At 75.3% G+C, this 20,419-nt stretch carries 9 protein-coding genes and 1 pseudogene; 8 read left to right on the top strand and 2 right to left on the bottom strand.

The genetic code is table 11. The features are described 5' to 3' along the window. The first annotated feature begins 119 nt into the window (after positions 1–119). The 3 genes from GA0115242_RS09505 (at position 120) to GA0115242_RS09495 (ending at position 5,020) form a co-directional block, all read left to right on the top strand. The gene (locus GA0115242_RS09505; RefSeq protein WP_093826577.1) at positions 120–719 is read left to right on the top strand and encodes a TetR/AcrR family transcriptional regulator; all 600 of its coding nucleotides are present in this window, start codon (positions 120–122) and stop codon (positions 717–719) included. Positions 720–913: 194 nt separating this feature from the next. Beyond that, positions 914–1,477 carry a GNAT family N-acetyltransferase gene (locus tag GA0115242_RS09500; protein ID WP_093826575.1) on the top strand — a complete coding sequence of 188 codons (564 nt, stop codon included), beginning with the start codon at positions 914–916 and terminating at the stop codon, positions 1,475–1,477. Between the two features lie 426 nt (positions 1,478–1,903). After that, on the top strand, positions 1,904–5,020 hold the full coding sequence (locus tag GA0115242_RS09495; RefSeq protein ID WP_256089396.1) for a glycoside hydrolase family 2 TIM barrel-domain containing protein: 3,117 nt from the start codon (positions 1,904–1,906) through the stop codon (positions 5,018–5,020). Between the two features lie 79 nt (positions 5,021–5,099). Here the strand turns inward: GA0115242_RS09495 and GA0115242_RS09490 are convergent, their stop codons facing one another. After that, positions 5,100–6,104: an ABC transporter substrate-binding protein gene (locus GA0115242_RS09490; protein WP_141721558.1), complete on the bottom strand. Its 1,005-nt coding sequence runs from the start codon at positions 6,102–6,104 to the stop codon at positions 5,100–5,102. 134 nt (positions 6,105–6,238) lie between these two features. Further along, the gene (locus GA0115242_RS09485) at positions 6,239–8,515 is read right to left on the bottom strand and encodes a CASTOR/POLLUX-related putative ion channel (RefSeq protein ID WP_370672262.1); all 2,277 of its coding nucleotides are present in this window, start codon (positions 8,513–8,515) and stop codon (positions 6,239–6,241) included. 500 nt (positions 8,516–9,015) lie between these two features. Here GA0115242_RS09485 and GA0115242_RS09480 point away from each other — a divergent pair, with 500 nt between their 5' ends. The 5 genes and pseudogenes from GA0115242_RS09480 to GA0115242_RS09460 all read left to right on the top strand — a co-directional run. Next, complete coding sequence (locus GA0115242_RS09480) at positions 9,016–9,882, top strand: DUF4132 domain-containing protein (protein WP_093826570.1); 867 nt, start codon at positions 9,016–9,018, stop codon at positions 9,880–9,882. Continuing rightward, complete coding sequence (locus GA0115242_RS09475) at positions 9,879–14,789, top strand: DNA-binding protein (protein WP_176729780.1); 4,911 nt, start codon at positions 9,879–9,881, stop codon at positions 14,787–14,789. The genes GA0115242_RS09480 and GA0115242_RS09475 overlap by 4 nt, the downstream gene beginning before the upstream one ends. A gap of 430 nt (positions 14,790–15,219) precedes the next feature. Continuing rightward, positions 15,220–16,380, top strand: a complete 1,161-nt coding sequence (locus GA0115242_RS09470) for an ATP-binding protein (protein WP_093826563.1) — start codon at positions 15,220–15,222, stop codon at positions 16,378–16,380. Continuing rightward, positions 16,377–20,048 (top strand): vWA domain-containing protein, encoded by a 3,672-nt coding sequence (locus GA0115242_RS09465; RefSeq protein WP_093826561.1) that lies wholly within the window; start codon positions 16,377–16,379, stop codon positions 20,046–20,048. The genes GA0115242_RS09470 and GA0115242_RS09465 overlap by 4 nt, the downstream gene beginning before the upstream one ends. Further along, positions 20,045–20,419 (top strand): annotated as a pseudogene (locus GA0115242_RS09460) (SWIM zinc finger family protein); the annotation flags it as partial. The gene GA0115242_RS09465 and the pseudogene GA0115242_RS09460, both read left to right, overlap by 4 nt.

Raw genomic sequence — 20,419 nt, 5'->3', positions numbered from 1 at the left:
CTCCTCGCGGGCCCACGCCACCGTTATGACGACGGTCATGATAGCCGACCGCTATGACCGCTGTCATAATCGGGGACGGTGCCGGTGCGCGTCCGGCCCGGGACGGACGGAGGACGGCGATGGCCGACAGCGATCGGGGCCCCCGCGAACGGATGGTCTTCAGCGCGGCCCAACTCCTGCGCCGCGACGGTGTCGCCGGGACCGGGATGCGTCAGGTGGCGGCCCACGCGGGAGCGCCGCGCGGTTCGCTCCAGCACTACTTCCCGGGCGGGAAGGAACAGATGGTGAACGAGGCCGTGGCCTGGGCCGGGCGGTACGCGGCCCGGCGCGTCGACCGGTTCCTCGCGGGGCTCGAAGTGCCGTCCCCCAGCGGCCTGTTCGCGGCGATGGTGGCCCAGTGGTCCGACGAGCTGACGGCGACGGGTTCGCTCCCGGGCTGTCCCGTCGCCGCCGCGACGGTGGACAGCGCCGACACCGCGGACTCCACCAGACAGGCGGCCGCGAACGCCTTCGCGTGCTGGCGGGAGCCTGTGGCACGGGCGCTCACCGGGATGGACGTCCCCGAGTCCCGGTCCGCCGCGCTGGCCACCCTGATGGTCAGTGCCCTGGAGGGCGCCGTCCTCATCGCCCGCGCGGAACGGGACCCGGCCGCCCTGACGACGGTGGCTCGGGAACTCGGCCCGCTGCTGGACGGCGCGGTGACCCGGCCGGAGAACTGACCGGCGCCCGGCACGGCACGGCCCGGCCCTGATCACGAGCGTCCAGCACCTGTCCGTCACCCGGAGAACCATCGGATAGCCGTCCGCCCCCGGAAAGCCACCGGTGAGCCACCGGCCGCTCCCGTCTCCCCGCCTCCGTCCCCCGCTCCCGAACGGGGTTCCCTCCCCCGGTCGTCGACTGAGATCATCCGTTCGTGCTGCTCGAAACCCCCCGTCTCGTCGTGCGTCGCTTCCGGCCGGACGACGCGCCCGCCCTCTCCGCCTACCGCTCGGACCCCGCGGTCGCCCGCTACCAGGGCTGGACGGCGCCGGTCACGCTCGACGCCGCGGCCTCCCTGGTCGCGGAGTTCGCCGCGGGCGACCCGGACCGGCCCGGCTGGTTCCAGTACGCCGTCGAGGAGAAGGCAGACGGCCGCCTGATCGGCGATGTCGGGGTCCGTCTGCACGAGAACCTGATGCAGGCCGACCTGGGCTTCACCCTCGACCCGCGCAGACAGGGCAGCGGGTACGCCTCCGAGGCGGTGCGGGCGGTCCTCGGCGACCTCTTCGACCGCCGGGGACTGCGGCGCGTCTCCGCCGAGTGCGACGCGCGCAACACGGCCTCCGCGCGGCTTCTGGAGCGGGTGGGGTTCGCGGCCGAGGGCCGCCGTCCGGCGTTCACCTGGCTCAAGGGCGAGTGGACCGACGACCTGCTCTACGGCCTCCTGGCCGACCGCTGGCGACAACTCACCGACACGGACGCGACACCGGCACGGTGACAGCGCCACCGCGGCGCTGCGGCACTGCGCCGCGGTGGCACCTCACCACCTCACCACCTCGCCACCTCGCCACCTCGCCACCGACAGGGGGGACTACTCCGCCGAGTCAGCGGCACACGCCAGCCCCATGGACCGCGCCCGCCCTGCCCCCGCACGGATCAGGCCACCCGGCCGCCTCCCGGCCCGCCTTGACACCCCCGGCGCCGCACCGCAGACTCCGGATCATCCCGTCAGCCCCTTGATCACCCTTGCCCGTGAACGCTCTCGTTACCGTTCCCGTGAACGTTCACGGGAGGGCGGGAGCGGTCGGGCGCCGGACCAGACAGAGAGAGTTGAGACCTCGTGCCCTCCGAGCCCCAGTCCCCCGAGCCCCTGCCCTCCGAGCCCCAGTCGCCCGAGCCCCGGTCCTCCGCGCTCACCGCGCACATCTCGGACACGGCGCCGGGACGCGGCGCGCTGCGCCCGGCCCGCTCGTGGCTGCGCTCGGACGCTCCCGCGCTCTCCCTGAACGGACCGTGGCGGTTCCGGCTGTCGCCCACGGCGGCGGTGCCGGAGGCGTTCGCGGACGGCGACTTCGACGACGCCGGGTGGGACACCCTCCCCGTACCGGCCCACTGGGTGCTCCAGGGCGACGGCGCGTACGGCAGGCCGATCTACACGAACATCCGGTTCCCGTTCCCGATCGATCCGCCGCACGTCCCGGACGAGAACCCCACCGGTGACTACCGCCGCCATGTCGAGATCCCCGCCGACTGGTCGGACGCGGAGCGGGTGGTGCTGCGGTTCGACGGCGTCGAGTCGGTCTTCAAGGTGTGGGTGAACGGCGTCGCGATCGGCAGCGCCGCCGGGAGCCGCCTCGCGCACGAGTTCGACGTGACGTCGGCGGTGCGGCCCGGTGACAACGTCGTCGCCGTCCGGGTGCACCAGTGGTCGGCGGCCAGCTACGTCGAGGACCAGGACCAGTGGTGGCTGCCGGGCATCTTCCGTGACGTGACCCTGATCGCCCGGCCCGTCGGCGGACTTGACGACGTCTGGCTGCGGACCGGCTTCGACGGCGGGCGCGGCACCGTCGACCCGGAGATCACCGCCGCCGCGTCCGCGTTCCCCGTCACCCTGCGCATTCCCGAACTCGGCGTCGAGCGGGTCTGGTCGACGCCCTCCGAGGTGACCGCGTTCGCCCTCCCCGAGGTGCTGCCGTGGTCGGCGGAGCGGCCGCGCCTGTACGACGTCACCGTGTCGACGGCCGCCGAGAGCGTCGCGCTGCGGGTCGGGTTCCGCACGGTCGAGATCCGCGGTGACCGCTTCCTGGTCAACGGCCGGCGGGTCGTCTTCCACGGGGTGAACCGGCACGAGGCCCACCCCGAGCGCGGGCGCGTCTTCGACGAGGAGCACGCCCGCGAGGACCTGGCGCGGATGAAGCGGTTCAACGTGAACGCCATCCGCACCAGCCACTACCCGCCGCACCCCCGGCTCCTCGACCTAGCCGACGAACTCGGCCTCTGGGTCGTGCTCGAATGCGATCTGGAGACGCACGGGTTCGGGAAGGTCGACTGGGTCGGCAACCCGAGCGACGACCCGGCGTGGCGCGACGCGCTCCTCGACCGGATCGAGCGCACCGTCGAGCGGGACAAGAACCACCCCAGCGTCGTGATGTGGTCCCTGGGCAACGAGGCGGGCACCGGGAGCAACCTCGCGGCCATGTCCGCGTGGACGCGCGCCCGCGACCCGGAGCGCCCGGTGCACTACGAGGGCGATCACACGGGCGAGTACACGGACGTCTACTCCCGCATGTACGCGAGCGTGTCGGAGACCGGGCGGATCGGGTCCGACGACTCCCGTTCGACGCTGCTGAACTGCACGCCCGCGCAGAGCGCCAGGCAGCGCACCCGGCCGTTCCTGCTCTGCGAGTACGCGCACGCGATGGGCAACGGCCCCGGCGGGCTCGACCAGTACGAGGAACTCGTCCACCGGTACCCGCGGCTGCACGGCGGGTTCGTCTGGGAGTGGCGCGACCACGGAATCCTGGCCGAGGCCCCGGACGGGACGCCGTACCACGCCTACGGCGGCGACTTCGGGGAGGTCGTCCACGACGGCAACTTCGTGATGGACGGCCTGGTGCTGAGCGACGACGTCCCGACCCCGGGCCTGCACGAGTTCCGGGCGGTCGTGCAGCCGTTCCGTCTCTCCTTCGACGGCGACCGGGTCGAGGTCACCAACCTGCGCCACTCGGCGGACAGTTCGGACGTCCGGTTCCGCTGGCGCGTCGAGCACGACGGCACGCCCGTGGCCGACGGTTCCCTGGAGGTGCCGGTGCTCCCGGCGGGCGGCTCGGCGCGGGTGGAGCTGCCGCCGATCCCCGTGGCGTCCGACGCCGAGACCTGGCTGACCGTCGACGCGGTGCTGGCGGAGGAGACCGCGTGGGCGCCCCGGGACCATGTGGTCGCGACGGCGCAGTCGGACCGTTCGGCGCGCCGTCTGGTCCCCGGCGTGCGCCCGCGCATCGGATGGCGGCCCGGCGGCGGGGCGCTGACCCTGGGCATCGCCGACTTCGCCGACGGCTCCCTGGTCCGTCTGGCGGGCCGTACGGTGACCGGTCCCCGCCTGGAACTGTTCCGCGCGCCGACCGACAACGACGAGAGCCCCTCCGACGATGTCGAGGAGAGCGACGCCGGCGTCGCCGGGGTCTCGCACGCCGAACTGTGGCGCCGGGAGGGCCTGGACCGGGTCGTCACCCGGCGGGTGTCGGTGGAGCACGGCCCGTCGGCACTGCGCACGGTCGACCGGGTGTCCGCGGCGGACTCCGGACGGTTCGTGACGGTGGAGACGGTGTGGTCGCTGGAGGGCGACGGGCGGAACGGCACCGGCAGGGACGGTGGTGGAGCGGACGGCTCCGGTCGGGGCGGCGGTGCGGCGGACGGTGGTGGAGCGGACGGCTCCGGTCGGGGCGGCGGTGCGGCGGACGGCGGTGGAGCGGACAGCTCCGGTCGGCACGGCAGTAGGGCGGACGGCGATGTGCTGGAACTGCGGGTCGAGATCACGCCGTCGAGCGGCTGGCGGACGGTGTGGCCGCGGATCGGCGTCCGCTTTGCCCTGCCCGACGGGGACACGCCGGTCGACCGCGCCGAGTGGTTCGGGCTCGGCCCGCTGGAGTCGTACCCCGACAGTCTGCGGGCGGCGCGCACCGGACGCTTCTCCTCCACGGTCGAGGACCTCTCGGTCGCCTACGCGCGCCCGCAGGAGACCGGGCACCGCTCCCGGCTGCGGCGGCTGACCCTGTCCGGCGGAGGGCGCGAGGTGCTGCGGATCACCGCGATCCCCGACACCATGGGGCGCCGTCCGGGCTTCACCCTCGGTCGCCACACCCCGCAGCAGATCGACCGGGCCGCCCATCCGTTCGAGCTGCCCGACTCGACGACGACCCATCTGATCGTCGACGCGGCGCAGCACGGCCTCGGTTCACGCTCCTGCGGACCCGATGTGCGGCCGGAGTTCGCGCTGCGCCCCGAGGCCCGCACGATCAGGCTGCGGTTCGCAGCGAGTTGACGGCCGGGCAGGCGCGGGAACCGGGGACGCCCCCGGCGTGACGGTCACGTCGGGGGCGTCCGGGAGCCGGGAAGAGCCGTCAGGAACCGGCGGACTCCAGCGCCTTCGCCACGCTGTCGACGACACCCGTGGCGTCCGAGTAGGAGCCGGGCAGGAAGTCGGAGGTGCCGACCAGGTGCTTGTCCTTCGCCACGGGCAGCCGCTTGAACGCCTCCAGGTCGAACAGCTTCTGGATGTTGTTGGCGGGGGAACCGTCGTTGTTCGTGTAGTAGATGACGTAGTCGGCGTCCTTGAGCAGGTCGGTGCGCTCGTAGGAGACGGACCTGTTGTTGCCCTTGGGGACGGCGGCGGAGGCCGACGCGAACCGCACGCCGATCTGGTGGAGGATGTCACCGACGGGTGAACCGGGGCCGTAGATCCAGTAGTTGCCGCTGTCGAAGCCTCCCTGGATCACGCCCCAGCGGGCGTCGGCGAGCTTCGTCCGGTACTCCTTGCGCACAGCGGCGATCCGCTCCTCGTACGTGCGCTTCAGATCGGCCAGTTGGGTCTCGCGCCGCACGAAGCGGGCGGTGGCGTCCGGGTACTCGGCCCAGGTCGCGGTGTCGTCGAAGGCCGCGAACGTGGTGGGCGCGATGGCCGACAGGCTCTTGTACGCCTTGGAGAGGTAGGGCACGTCCACGCCGACGATCAGGTCCGGCTTGAGCGACGCGATCTTCTCGTAGTCGATGTCCGCGCCCGAGGTGACCTTGGCGGTGGCCTTCCAGCGCTCGAGATAGCGGGGCGGCACGTAGGTGGCGCCGCTGTTCTCGATGCCGACGGGCTTCAGGCCGAGGTCGAACAGCGACTCCGTGGACCAGGCGTGGACCGACACGATCCGCTTCGGGTGCGCGGGGACGGTCACCTTGCCGTGCGCGGTGGCGACCACCCGGGTCGTGTCCGCTGCGGCGTCGGCGGTGGTGGCGGTCCCGCAGGCGGCGAGTGTCAGGGCCGCGGCGGCACCGACGAGGGCGGTCAGCAGGCGGCGGGGCGCGGAGGCGGCCGGGGACGGGGACACGTCATGGGCGGACGGGGTTACGAGGGTCACGGCGTTCCAATACTTAGATTAGCCTTACCTAATAACGGTAGGAATCCCGCCATGGCCGACACAAGTGGCTGACCCGCCACCTGGTGTCGCCGATCCGCCATCGAGCTGTCCGCTGCCGCGGACGGCTCCCCGGTTCACGGGGTGTGAGGGTCGCCCTCGGGGGTGGCCCCGGGCGCGCCGCTGCCGTCTTGGCCACGCCGCATGCGGGGAAGGGGGTTCGGGGCCTGGGTGTCCTCGGTCCGAACGTCCGGGGCTTGGGTGTCCGGGGCCTGGAGGTTCGGGGTCCGGGGGTTCGGGGTCCTGGGGTTCGGGGTCCGAGTGGCCGAGGTCTGGATGTCCGAGGGCTGGATGTCCCGGGTCCTCGTGGCCGGGGCCTGTTCGGTCGCGGGGTGCGGGTGCGACGCGCGGGCGTCGCCGGGGGCCGGGTCCGGCGACGGTTCGTCCGCCGACGGGGAGCGGGGTGACGTCAGGACGAGGATCTCGTCCTCCGCGTTCCAGAGGCGTCGTCGACTCGCCCTGGGGCAGAGCCGGACGCCGTCGCCGTGCCGGGCGGGGTCCGGGTCGGCCGGGCGAGGACGGGCCGGGTCCGGGTGTGCGGGGGCCGGATGTGCGGGGGCCGGGCCGTGCGCGCGGTAGCCGATCGCGCACTCGCCGCGGGCCAGCGCCGCCGAGACGACGGTCGCGAAGGACGCCTCCCTGCCGGGGAGCAGGTACTCGGTCACCGGGCGGAGGGCGAGGGCACCGCCCCGGGTGGCGAAGACCTCCTCGAAGACCGGGGCCAGCGCCGGGTTGTGCGCGATCTGGGTCATGAGCAGTGCGGTGAGTTCGCCCCGGACCACGGCGTCGGACGCGGGGCCGAGCGGGGCGAGCGGGCGGCTGCGGGGGTCGGACAGCTCGGCCACCACCGGCAGCGCGCGACCCCGCTCCTCCTCCAGCGAGCGCAGCGTGAGCAGGGTCAGCAGGGTCCGGTCGTCGGGCCGTTCGGGACCGGTGTGGGCGTCGGGTCCGAGGACGAGGACGCTGTCGTAGCGGAACGGGTCGAGGGAGCGCAGGTCGTCGGGCCGGACCGGGTCGCCCGGGTGCAGGACGACGTCGAGGTGGCCGGAGGGCGGGAAGACGACGGGCGGGACCGGCTCGGGGACGGGGTCCGGGCCGGGGACGATGTCGAGGACGGATCCGGGTCGGGCGGCGGCCCGCAGAAGGTGAACGACCAGCGGCGCGCGCCGGTTCCAGCCGAGGAGGAGTGTCCGCGCCGGTCCCCCGGTCCGCGGGGTGGGCGGCAGGACGGCGGTGGGGTCGACGTGCGCGCGCAGATCGACCGGCGCGGCCGCGGTGTCGTCGTGGGCGACGACGACCAGCCGGTCCGTGGCGGCGACCACGGTCTCCGCCGGCGGGGTGAGCACGGGCCGTCCGTCGGGGGCCAGGAGGCCGACGACGGCGCAGTCGTCGAAGCGCAGGGCCGCGTCCCCGAAGGTCAGGCCCGCGAGCCCGGAGGCGTCGCGGACGTGGAACTCGGCGCCCGCGAAGTCGAGGAGGTCGCGCAGCGCGGCCGTGAGTCCGGGGCTCCCGGCCGACTGGACGAGCAGGCGCGCGGTCGTCAGTTCGGTCTCCAGGACCGTTCCCCGGGGTCCGGCGGCGAGGCGGGCCGCGGGCAGGTAGCGGGCGTCCCGCACGGCGGCCACCACCGGCGGGCCCGACGCCCCGCCCGACTGGGCCCTGAGCGCGAGCAGGACCCGCACGACCCGGGTGTCCGCGTCGGCGTCCTCGACCGGCAGGACCAGGACCGAGGCGGCGTCGTGCGGGGCGACGACGTCGAGGGCGCGCGGGTCGGACGGTGATCCGGTCCGGCAGACCAGGCGGGCGGAGCCCGGGAGGGCGAGGGCCGCGCGCAGCTCCTCGTCCATCTCGGCCGGATCGCGGGGCGCGAGGACGGCGACCACCTCGCGGGAGCGGCCCGCGCGGGCGGCGAGGAGTTCACCGACGACCGTGAACACCTGGTCCGACCAGCCGAGCACCACGGCGTGCCGTCGTTCCAGGACGGTGGAGCGGCCCCGGCGCAGCTCCGTGAGGCGGTCGCCGAGGCCGGTGGTGATCACGCCGATCAGGGTGGAGACGCAGAGCAGGGCGATCACGCCGAGCAGGGCGGACAGCAGCATGCGCAGCGGGGCGCCGTTGACACCGTTCAGACGCAGCGTCTCCGCGCTGGTGCGCCAGACGATCAGCAGACGGCCGGTGAAGGAGTGCGGGGAGCCGGGGTCGGTCCACACCAGGAGGGCGCTGACCGGGACGACGACGCCGAGGCAGCAGACGGACAGCCAGCCCATGAGGACGCCGGTGCTGCGGGCGAGCGTGCTGTCGAACCGGTAGCGCGCCCGGTCCCGTAACGGCGTCGGTCGTCGTCGCCCTGTCACATGCGCCCCCTGCGTCGCCCCGGGTCGTCCCTGGAGTCGAAGAGTGCTGGCCCGGCATCCGCGACACGCCGTGCGACCGGCTCTTTCACCCTTTTGGGCAACGGGGTGCGCGGAGGAGGTGCCGGTGGGTGCCGAGGGGGCGGCGTGTTCCGGGGCTTTCCGGGGCGTGCGGCGGAATGCGGGCTTCCAGGTCTCCGTCCCGCACCAGTCCGTCGGATCATCGGACCGGAGTTGTGGACAACCGATCACGCCGTCCCGGCCGAGCGCGGATACTGGCCGATATCGCGCGGTCCCCCGACCGGCCTCCACATACCGGTGGGCGCTCCGCGCGACCGGCGCCGGTCGGCGCCCGCGCACTGTCGCAAGGCCGTCGCCCACAAGGCACGGGGCCCGTTGTCAGTGATCGCCGCTAGCGTTTGCCCCGTCGTCGCACTGCTGTCGGGGTGACCCGGCTGAACTGTGCTTTCTTCATGTTGTCTTGACTCGAAAGGCGGGGGCTCGTGGGTTGGGTTTCGGCGGGTGACGGGTACGAAGTCACCCTGGTGGAGGGGCGGGTGGCGGCACGCGCCACCTCGGGCAGGTCCGCCGGACGGCAGTTGAAGACATTGCCCCGCGCGCTCAAGGACCACCCGGAGGTGGACCGGCTGCGGCGGTTCGCGGAGTGGCTGGATCGGCACGCGGCCCAGTGCGTGGCGCAGGTCGACGCATGGATGGTGTCGTCGCTCCCGGTGCCCACCTCGCTGCTGGCCCGGGTCTGGCCCGACACGGCGTGGCAGGCGGCGCTGCTGGATCTCGCGGTCGTCGGCGACGACCCGGACGAGGTCGGCTTCCTGCGCGGCGCCACCGAGTCGGGCGAGCTGCGGGTGGTCGACCTGGACGGCGAGACGGTGCGGCTGTCCCCGGAGACGGTGACGCTCCCGCACCCGGTGCTGCTGCCCGACCTGGAGGACGTGCGGGAGTTCGCCGCGGAGCTGGGCATAGCCCAGGGCGTCGAGCAGATACACCGGGCGATCTGGCGCAAGCCGGCCGACCTCGACGCCAAGGCGACCGAGGTGAAGGAGTTCGCCGGGGGGTCGTTCAGATCGCGGTTCGCCCTGGCCGCGCGGGCCAGTTCGCTGGGCTACCGGGTCTCCGGCGGCTACGCCACCACCCGGGTGCGGGACGGCGCGGCCACCGTCGAGGCGTGCGTGTGGATCGGCGAGCCGTACTGGGACGAGGACGTGGAGACCGGGGGGCTCACCTGGCAGGACACGGAGGGGCGCGCGCTGCCGCTGCGCGAGGTGGGGCCGGTGGCGTGGTCGGAGGGGATGCGGATGGCCGCGGCGCTGTACGCGGGACGCGTGATCGAGGAAGGCAAGAACGCATGAGCGGGGGGACGCGGGTGGCGTACGAGGAGATGCTGGCGGCGGGCGGGGTGCTGCCGCCGGGTACCGAGGGGGCGGGCGAGCGGGCGGTGCCGCTGACGGCGCGCGCCTACCGTCATGCGGGGCTCGACGACCGGGTCGTGGTGCGGCTGGTCGCCGGGGAGCTGGGCGCGGCGGAGGATCTGGCCGCGGGCTTCCTCGGCCTGGAGCCGGACGCCGAACCGGCCGTGGTGGGGCTCGGGTTGCGCCAGTCGCTCGGCTTCCCGGAGTGGGTGCTGGTGCACCATCCGGAGGACGGTCATCACGCGCTGGGCGTCGTGCCGGACCTGGAGCGGGCGGCCCGGCAGGTCAGGTCCCGCCCGAAGGCCGCCATGGACGCCTATCTCGTCCTCGGCGAGCGGCTCGCGGCCTCGGTGCCGCACTTCCTGCCGACGTTCTACGAGCAGGCCGGGCGGGTGTTCCTCGGTGAGGAGAACGCCACCTACGCGGCGCAGTTGTTCACCCGGGCGCGCAAGGCCGAGGCGCAGCACGGCCTGGTCGTCGAGGAGGATCGGCTGGACGCCGTCTTCCTGGAGTTCGCGCTGGCGGGCGCGCTCCCGGTGAAGGTGCTCTCGGCGTACGGGAAGGAGCTGGCCGCGCGGGTCGCGCCGGACGAGGCGCTGCGGCGGTTCACCCGGCTGTGCCTGCGCCGCACTGCGGGCGGTCTGCCGCCGTCGGCGCAGATGGCGAACGACCTGCGCAGGCTCGCCCGCGGGGCGAAGCAGGACGCCGACAGGGTCGAACAGGACTATCTGGCCGAGCTGTTGGAGCTTCCGGCCACGCAGCGCGCGGCGGTCGGCTGGTGGCGCGGCCACCGGGCGGCGCTGATCGCGCTGGCCGAGCGGGAACCGACGGTCCGTGGCGTGCTGCTGAACATGGTCCCGGCGGGCCGGGACGACGAGATGCCGGCGCTGTGGCTGGACGTCCTGTCGGCGTCCGGGGCGACGGCGGGGCTGTGGGACACCGCGCTGCCCGCGGAGCAGCGGCCGCAGGACGGAACGGCGGGCTGGTTCGAGCGCTTCGTCACGTTCCGGGAGCGGGCCCGGTCCTGGAACGGCACGCTGCGGCTGGACGGGCTGTACCAGCTGGTGGAGCGCACGGCGGAGGTTCTGCGGGCCGAACTGGGGGCCTCGGGCGGCGCGTTGCGCGCGCCCTTCGACATCGACCTGCTCGATCTGCTGCTGACGCTGGACATCCCGGTGGCCGCGCCGCCGCAGAACGGCGGGGCGCTGCTGCTCAGCCAGTGGGCGCAGGGCGAAGGACAGCGGGACCTGACGGCGCTGGCCGCCGACAGCCGCTTCCACGGCGCGTTCCTGGAGGGCGCGGACCGGTTCGGGAGCAACGACAGCGGGCTGCGGGCGATCCGGATGCTGGCCGGGTCGCCGGGCGGCAGCCCGCTGCTGGCGCGCTGGGTGCGCGGGGTCGTGGAGCGGTTCACGGCGGTCGGGCTGCCGGAGCTTCCGGAGGCGCTCAGTGCCCTGAAGTGGCTGCCCGCCGAGGCACTGGCGCTCGCCGAGCCGCAGGTCCGCACGGCCGTCGCCACCGATCTGGCACCGCTGCTGGCCCGCACGCTGCGGGCCGGGCTCTTCGACGAACTGGGCTGGCCCGCCTGGGAGGAGGCCGCCGCCGACCTGGTGCCGCGCGCGGACGTCGAGGACCTGGTCGTCGCCGACGCCTGGCCGCACCTCGTGGTGGCGGGCGGCGCGCAGGCCCGGGTGATCGGCGCCGAGGGCACCGTCCTCACCCACGACCTGCGCATCCCGGCGGGCGACCTGTCGGGCGACCCGGGCTTCCACCACGTCGACGGTGAGCTGCTGGTCTACTGGCGCAGCCGCAGCGGCGGACTGCGCGGCTACTGGCACTCCCGCGCCGACCGGACCGAGCCGCTGGAGGGCCAGACCACCACCCGGGGCACCCAGATGGACTGGTACCGGGGGAACTTCTGCCACAGCGTGCCGCTGCCGGGCGGCGGCCGGACCACCGGCGGCGGTGTGCTGCACGTCGGGGACACCACCCTGCCGCACGAGCGCCCGATGCTGTACGACGGCTCCTCGTACTGGGTGTGGAGCTCCGAGGCGGACGACCGCGCGGCGCACGGCTGGTACGAGTACGACCCTGTGAGCGGCGCGTACGGCCGGATGAGCAGCCCGGCCTTCCTGGCGGACGTCTCGCGGGAGGCTGCCGGGGGCGGCACGCTCGCGGAGGGCAGGCTGCTGCTCGCGCCGGCGGCGGCCCCCGCGCCCGCCTCCGCGCCGGTGGGCGGTCTGGTGGGGCTGCGGGTGGTGGATCTGCCCGACGGCCGCCGCCGGGTGGAGGATCTCGCCGGACACCGCGTCGTCCTGCCCCCGCGCTCGGGCAGGCCGCGCGCGCTGGTGGTCTTCCCCGGCGACGACCGCGCGCGGGCCGTGGTCCGCAGCGGCTGGCAGCTCGAACTGATCGACCAGGACGGCGTGGTGACCTCGGTCGCCAAGACCGACCGGACACCCGGGGTCTTCGGCGAGGGCACCCTGCTGCTGCCGCCCGAGCAGTACTGGGACTTCCTGACGCCCCGCGACCCCGCGGGCTCGGTGGCGCTGCGCGCCGTCGACCGGGAGACCGCCGCCGCGCTGCTGGCCGCGGCCGGGCGGGAGGACAAGGAGGTGCTGCCCCGGACGATCCGGGCGCTGCTCCCGGTCACCCATCCCGCGCTGGTCGCGGGCATCGCCGGGGTGGTGCGGCACGCGGCGGGCCAGCAGTCCGTCCTCGACGCGGCGGCGGCCCGGCTGACCAAGGCGCTCGAAGGAGGCGCCGACGACGAGGGCCCGGCCGGTCCCCGGGACATCGCGGTGCTCGACGCGATGAACGGGCTCGGCGGTGCGGGCACCCACTGGTGGCACCGGGACGCGGAGGCCGACACCGTCTTCAGGGCGCTGCGGACGGTGGAGCGGGCCGCGGGGCTCACGGACACCGCCGTCCCGGCGGAGCGGACCGCGCGGCTGCACGTGGACGCCACCGAGGTGCCGGTCGGACGCCCGGACCTGGAGTCGCTGTTCACGCGCGGTGCCGCCCTGGCGTTCCGTGCGGCGGCGGCCACCACGCCCGACGACCAGCGCGAGGTGCTGCGCGCCCTGCTCACCCGGCTCGACGCGCTGGAGACCGGGGACTCCCCGGAGTCCTCGCGCTGGCGCACGGTCATGGTGGAGCTGCCCGCCGCGCTGCTGCGCACCCCGTCGGGTGCCTGGCGGGAGGGCACCTGGAACGCCCTGCTGCCGCTGGGCGGCGGCGCCTTCCTGCTGCTGGTGGGCAACAGGAGCCTCGCCGACGACGGCTGCACCTTCACCGGGTTCTTCCACGATCCGGCGGGTCGGTTCGAGATCCCGGAGCCGTACACGCTCCGCTCCTCGGCGCCGCTCGGCGCGGAGTTCACGGGACGGCTCGGTGTGTTCCTCGCGGAGCTGGCCGCGCGGGGGCCCGCGCCCTGGTTCCCGGCGGCGGCCGAGGAGTTCGCGCGGCTCACCGGCGTCACCGACACGGCGGCGCGGCTGATCGTGGCGGGGCTGCCCCGGATCGACGCGCACGAGCGGTCGTTCCTCGGCGCGGAGGCGCGTGCGGTCCTCGGGGTGAAGGCCGCACCCGCCGCGCTCGCCAAGGACGAGCTGTGCCGCGTGGACAGCGGGGTCAGGGCCGCCGTGGTGGGCGCGCTGCTGCCCGCCGAACCGGCCAGGCTGTGGACCGAGGGCCCGGACGTCGCCGCAGCGGCGGCGGTCTGGAACGCGCGGGTGGGACGGCGGGCGGCGGTGCCCGAGGCGCTGATGGCGGACGCGGTCCGCGCCTTCCGGCACGCGCGCTGGCCGGTGCGGGACGCGCTGCCCGCGCTGCTGGGCCCGCGCGACGAACCCCGGCTCTCCCGGGACCTGGAGTGGGCGGTCAACGGCGACCGGGTGCGCCCGGTCGGCGCCAACGCGGTCGGGTTCACCGGGGAGACGCTGGTCGACGCGGTCGCGCTCTGCGCCTGGCTCGCCCACCGGACGGCGGCGGGGGACCCGATCAGGGCGGCGCTGCCGGAGGCGTTCGCGGCCGTGCGGGACCGGCTGGCCCACCCCGGGCTGGTGCTCGACCTGGGCAGGTACATCAGCCTCCCGGCGTTCCGGAAGACGGCGGGCGCGCCGACGGAGACGGGCACGGGCTTCGTGCGGTACGGCGCGGTGATCCTGCCCACCCACGACGACCAGCCGTCGCCGGGCATCCGGGTCGACCTCCTGGACGAGGCGGGCCAGGACCCGTACCTGCCCGCGCTGCGCGTCGACGACCAGCGGCCCTACCCGGCCGAGACGGCGCTGAGGCTGGTCCGCGACCCGCGATTCGCGGCGTTGCTCGCGGCCCCGGGCGACCCGGTGGCTGGCTCCCCCGGCCAGGACGGCACCTGGTGGCCGCAGGACCCGGGGCGTTCGGTGCCCGACCTGGTCACCGAGGTGGCGAAGGAGTACGGGCTCGGTGAGGACGCCGCGACCGTCCATCTGATGCTGCTGGCGATGCCCGACCCCACGGACAGCGCGACGGCCCGCTGGACGGGCTGGAAGCCCGCCCGGCTCAAGGCGGCCCGCGCCGAACTGGCCGCCACCGACCTGGTGGTGGGGGCCACGAGGACCAGGGCGGGACGGTCCCTGTTCCTGCCCGGCGGCTGGGTCGAGCTGTCGGCGCCGTCCGTTCCGCTGGAGCGGTGGAAGCTGCCGCTGTTCACCCGGGAGCCCGGCTCCGAGGACATGCCGTTCGGTGTGGTCGTGCCGCTGGAACCGGTCGCCGACCTGTACCGGCGGGCCTGGCAGCGGGTCAAGGACGGTGACGCGCCCCGCTTCGAGGAGCTGAAGGTCCGGCGCGGGCGCCGCCGTTGAGCGGCCGGGGGACGCCGTCGCAGGGACGGCGTCCCCCGGGTCGGCGGAGCGGCAGCCGGTACGGACCGCTCCCCGCCCCCGCGCGCACACGGCCGGGCGAGCCGGTCCACCCGGGCAGGCACGCGAGCGCGGCGCACAGCGTCTTCTGATCCAGCCCCGGGCACGTACGCGAGCGATACCACGCAAGCGAGACGGGCCCCACCCTCCGATCCAGCCCCCGAGCCCGCGAGCGACACCACCGCGACCGTGCCCGATGGCTCCCTCTGATCCACCTCCGGGCACGTACGGGAGCGGCACCACCGCGACCGATGGCTCCCTCTGATCCACCCCGGGCCCGCGCACGAGCGTGCCCCTCCGTTCCACGTCCCTTCACACGACACCACCGGCCTACCGGCCCCACCACCGAGCGACCTACCGAACAAGGACATCCATGACCACGATCGACCCGGCGACGGCCGTCCCGGCCCGGCAGACCCTGCCCGCCGAGGAGCGCCACGCCACCGAACTCGCCTTCCTCGCCGCCCACGACCGGGGCCCGCGCCCGCCGGGCTGGCGGCTGACCCCGCGCGCCGTGATCACCTTCGTGTGCGGCAGCGGAGGCGAGCAGTTGAAGCTGCCCGAGCCGCACGGGTCGCTGCCCGACCGGCTCGTCGTCGCGCCCAAGTTCGTCGGCGAACGGGCGCTGGTGGAGCGGTGCGTGGTCACCCTCGCCGGTGAGCGGGGCCTGCTGCTCGTCGGTGAGCCGGGCACGGCCAAGTCGATGCTCTCCGAACTGCTCGCGGCGGCCGTCTGCGGCACCAGCGCGCTGACCGTGCAGGGCACCGCGGGCACCACCGAGGACGCGCTGCGCTACGGCTGGAACTACGCGCTGCTGCTCGCGCAGGGCCCGACGCCCCAGGCCCTGGTCGACTCCCCGGTGCTCGCGGCGATGCGCGCGGGCCGGGTGGCGCGGGTCGAGGAGATCACCCGCTGTCTGCCCGAGGTGCAGGACGCCCTGGTGTCGATCCTGTCCGACCGCCGGATGAGCGTGCCCGAGCTGTCGGGGACCGACGACGCCCAGGTGGCGGCGGCCCCCGGCTTCACCGTCATCGCCACCGCCAACCTCCGCGACCGCGGGGTGTCGGAGATGTCCGCCGCCCTCAAGCGCCGCTTCAACTTCGAGACGGTGCACCCGATCGCGGACGTCGAGGCGGAGACGGCGCTGGTGCGGCGGCAGGCGGTGGCGGCCGTGGAGCGGGCGGGCGCGGCCTTCGCGGTCGACGACACCGTGCTGGACGTCCTGGTCACCGTCTTCCGCGATCTGCGGGCCGGGCGGTCGGCCGAGGGCTGGGACGTGGAGAAGCCGGGGACGGTGATGTCCACCGCCGAGGCCGTGCAGGTCGCCGTGTCGCTCGGGGTGTCCGCCGCCTACCTGCCCGGCGGTGACTCCCTTGACCTCGTTCCCGGGCATCTGCTGGGCGTGGTCCGCAAGGACGACCCGGCCGACCACGCGCGGCTGCTGGGCTACTGGGACGGCCCCGTGCGCCGCCGTGCCGAGGACGGCTCCGCCGTCTGGCGTCGCCTCTGGGATCTCCGGGAGAACCTGCGGTGACGGACTTCCAGGATCCGAGGGCGGCCGTCACCGCCCTCGCCGACAGCGGGACGCCGTATCTGCTGGGCGTCCGGCACCACAGTCCGGCGCTGGCCTCGGCGGTGCCCGCGCTGCTGGACGCCTCGGGTGCCGAGGTCGTCTGTGTGGAGCTGCCCGCCGACTTCCAGCCGTGGATCGTGCACCTGGCCGCCCCCGGGACCCTCGCGCCGGTCGCGCTGGCCGGGGCCGCCGAGGGCGGGCGTCTGGGCTTCTACCCCTTCGCGGACTTCTCCCCCGAACTCGCGGCCGTGCGCTGGGCGCGGGAGCACGGCGCCCAGGTCGTCTGCTGCGACCTGCCGATGTCCGATCCCCTGTGGAACGGACGTCTCCCCGACCCGGCCGCCGAGGGTCCCGCCGACGGCGACCCCGTGACGGAGATCAGCGGCGCCCGTACCGGGGTCGCGCCGACGGCCTTCGCGGACGCGCTCGCCGCGTCGGGCACCGGTCGCGCGGGGGACGACCTGTGGGACAGGTGCGTCGAGGTCCTGGCGCCCGGCTGCACGGCCGAGGCGGTCCGCAGGGCGGCGCTGGGTGTCGGCTGGGCGCTGCGGCGCGACGCCGAGTCGGCCGACCGGGTGCCCGCGCTCGACCTGGCGCGCGAGGCGCACATGCGCCGCGCGATCGCGACGGCGGGCGCGGACGGGCGCCGGGTGGCGGCAGTGGTCGGTGCCTTCCACGCTCCGGCGCTGACCGGCGGCGGGGAGGTCACGGCGACGGCCACCGCACCGGCCGCCGGGGAGACCCGGCCGCCGGTCGTGACCTCGCTGGTGCCGTACGCCTTCGATCTGCTGGACTCCCGTTCCGGCTACCCGGCCGGGATCCGCGATCCGCGCTGGCAGCAGGCGGTGTTCACGGCCGGGGGCGATCCGGAGACGCTGCACGCGGCGGCGGCGCGGGCCGTCACCGACGTCTGCCGGGAGCTGCGCGCGGCGGGGCACACCGCGGGCAGCGGCGAGGCCGCCGAGACCCTGCGGGTGGCGTGCGACCTGTCGCGGCTGCGCGGGCTCGCCGCCCCGGGACGCGGCGAGGTCATGGAGGCCCTGACGACGGTCATGGGGCAGGGTGAACCGCTGGGCCGCGGCAGGGCGTTGGCGCGGGCCCTCGAAGCGGTCCTGGTCGGCACCGCCCGGGGCAGGACCGCGCCGGGCACCCCGCGCTCCGGGCTCGGCCCGTCCGTGGAGGCGGAGTTGACCGCGCTGCGGCTGCCGGGCCCGGACGAGCCCGACGCGCGCGAGGTCCGCCTCGATCCGCTCCGCTCCGACCTCGACGGGCGCCGGGAGATCCTGCTCCAGCGGCTCGCGGTGTGCGGCGCGGGGTACGGCGAGCCGGTCGCGGTGGCGGGCACCGGGGACGCGTCCGCGCTCACCACCCGGTGGCGGCTGGCCTGGACCCCGGCGGTGCCGGTGCGGCTCGACCTGGCCGGGGTCAGGGGGGTGACGGCGGCGCTGGCGGCCGAGGGCACCCTGCGGGAGACGTTCCGGAGGGAGTCCGCGGAGGGCGGGGCGACCTGCGCGCTCGTGCTGGACGGGCTGCGGGCGGCGGCCCGTTGTGATCTGCCGCCGCTGGTCGCGGAGCGGCTCGCCGAGGCGGCCGAGATCCTCCCGGCCACCGCGACCCTGCCCGAACTCCTCACCGCGCTGGACCTGTTGGAGGCGCTGCGCCGGGGCCATCTGCCGGGCACCACGGAGCGGGGACGGGCCGGGGCGGGCGAACTCGCCGCGGAGCTGGTGGAGTCGGCGGTGCGGGCGCTGCCCGGACTGGCCGGGAGCGACCAGCCCGAAGAGGCCGCGGCGCTGGTCGCGCTGGCCTCCCGGGCCGGTGAGCACCGTCTCGGGCTCAGGATGGACGACGCGCTGGCCGGTCTGGCGCGCACCGGGAGCCCGCTCGTGCAGGGCGCGGTCCTCGCCGCGCGGGTCCTGCTCGACCTCGACGGAGCCGACGTGCTCGGCGCGCGGGCGGCCGGCTGGATCGACACGGCGACGGGGCCCGGGAGTCGCCGTGCGCTGGCCCGTCGGCTCACCGGGCTGCTGGGCGGTGCCGCGGCGCTGCTCCAGTCGGCGCCGACCGCCCTCGATCCGGTGCTCGACCGCATCGACACCCTCACCGACCAGGACTTCCTCGACCGGCTTCCGGCGCTGCGGGGCGGTTTCGACGCGCTCAGCCCGGCCGGTCGTGACCGGCTCCTGGACACCGTCACCGAGCGGTTGGGGGACCGTCTCGACCTGTCGCTGTCCGCGTCGCCCCGGCTGCTCGCCCTGTGGACGGCGGCGGACGCGGCGGGCCGCGCGGCCACCGAGGCCCTGCGGCTGACCGCCGGACCGCCGGAGCCCGACGCCGGGTCCGGGGAAACGCCCGCCACCGGTGCGCAGGCCCCGGGGCCGGAACCCGCAGCGGCGGCGACGCTCCCCGGAGGGACTGCCGACAGCGACGGGCGGGCGCCGGGCACACCCGCACCCGTGCGGTCGACGGCACCGGCCACCGCGCAGTCCGCGCCGGGCGGCGCCGCGTCCCGCCTCGGGCTCTCCGTGGCCGACCGCTGGCGGCTGCTGCTGGGCCGGGAGAGCGACAGGCTGCCGCCGGGCGCCCGCCGGTACGCGCACGCCCTGGACGAGTTGTACGGCGGCGGACGCGGGGAGGGCGCGACCGACCTCTCCCCCGGCCAGGGCGGCGGGCAGGAGGGGTCCTTCCCCACCGCGCGCGAGTGGGCCGAGGAGCTGGACGCGCTGTTCGGCGCCGAGGTCCGCGAGGAGGTCCTCGCCCGCGCCGCCGACCTGGGCCGCAGCGACGTGCTGACCGAGATCGACCCGGCGGCGGTCCGCCCCTCGGTCGACCTGCTGACGTCCGTGCTCTCCCTCGCCGGGGGCATGTCCGAGCAGCGGCTGGCCCGGCTGCGGCCACTGGTGCGCAGGCTGGTCGAGGAGCTGGCGAAGGAGCTGGCCACCCGGATGCGTCCGGCGCTGACCGGTCTCGCCACGCCCCGGCCGACCCGGCGGCCCGGTGGCCGTATCGACCTGCCGCGGACCCTGCGCGCCAACCTGGCCCACGCGCGGCGCACGGACGACGGCCGCACCCTGGTCGTCCCCGAGCGGCCGGTGTTCAGCACGCGTTCGCGCCGGGAGGCGGACTGGCGGCTGATCCTCGTCGTCGACGTGTCGGGGTCGATGGAGGCGTCGGTGATCTGGTCGGCGCTGACCGCGGCCGTCCTGGGCGGGGTGCCGACCCTGTCGACGCACTTCCTGGCGTTCTCCACCGAGGTGATCGACCTGACCGACCGGGTCGACGATCCGCTGTCGCTGCTGCTGGAGGTCCGGGTCGGGGGCGGCACGCACATCGCGGCAGGGCTCGCCCACGCCCGTTCGCTGATGACCGTGCCGAGCCGGACCCTCGTGGTCGTGGTGAGCGACTTCGAGGAGGGTTACCCGCTGGGCGGGCTCCTCGGGGAGGTGCGGGCCCTGGCGTCCTCCGGCGCCCATCTGATGGGGTGCGCCGCCCTGGACGACACCGTTACCCCGCGCTACTCGGTGCCCATCGCCCGTCAACTCGTCGCGGCCGGCATGCCGGTGGCCGCCCTCAGTCCCCTCGCCCTCGCCCGCTGGGTGGGCGACCGCCTCCGCGGAGAGTCCCGATGAACGCCGAACTGCCCCCGGTGGCACCCGATGTGGTCGCCGCCGCCGTCGAGGGCCTCACCTCGCGGCTGCGCAAGAAGCTCGACGCCGCGATCGAGGGGTACGCGGCCCTCCCGGTCACCGTCGAGGGGTCCGTACGCCGGGTGCGGTGCGGCGAGGACGCCGAGGTCGTGCTGGAGCCCGGCCCGTCCGGTGCGGTGACGGAGGCCGGTCAGGCGGTGTGCACCTGCCTGCTCGCGCCCCGGTGCCTGCACCGCGCGGCGGTGCTCGGGGCGTGCCCGGTGGCGGACGCGGAGTCCCTGCCGCGAGCGGCACAGCCGACGGTGATGGCGGCGGGGACGGTGACGGCAGCGGGGCGGAGCCGGACCCGGGGA

Source organism: Streptomyces sp. SolWspMP-5a-2 (assembly GCF_900091845.1).
Lineage (GTDB): Bacteria > Actinomycetota > Actinomycetes > Streptomycetales > Streptomycetaceae > Streptomyces > Streptomyces doudnae.
The sequence above is the reverse complement of the archived record's forward strand: the minus strand, read 5'-3'. Positions and strand labels throughout refer to the sequence as shown.

Coding starts and splice junctions, on each gene's coding strand:
- GA0115242_RS09505 (WP_093826577.1), top strand. CDS start 120: ATGGCCGACAGCGATCGGGGCCCCCGCGAACGGATGGTCTTCAGCGCG.
- GA0115242_RS09475 (WP_176729780.1), top strand. CDS start 9,879: ATGAGCGGGGGGACGCGGGTGGCGTACGAGGAGATGCTGGCGGCGGGC.
- GA0115242_RS09470 (WP_093826563.1), top strand. CDS start 15,220: ATGACCACGATCGACCCGGCGACGGCCGTCCCGGCCCGGCAGACCCTG.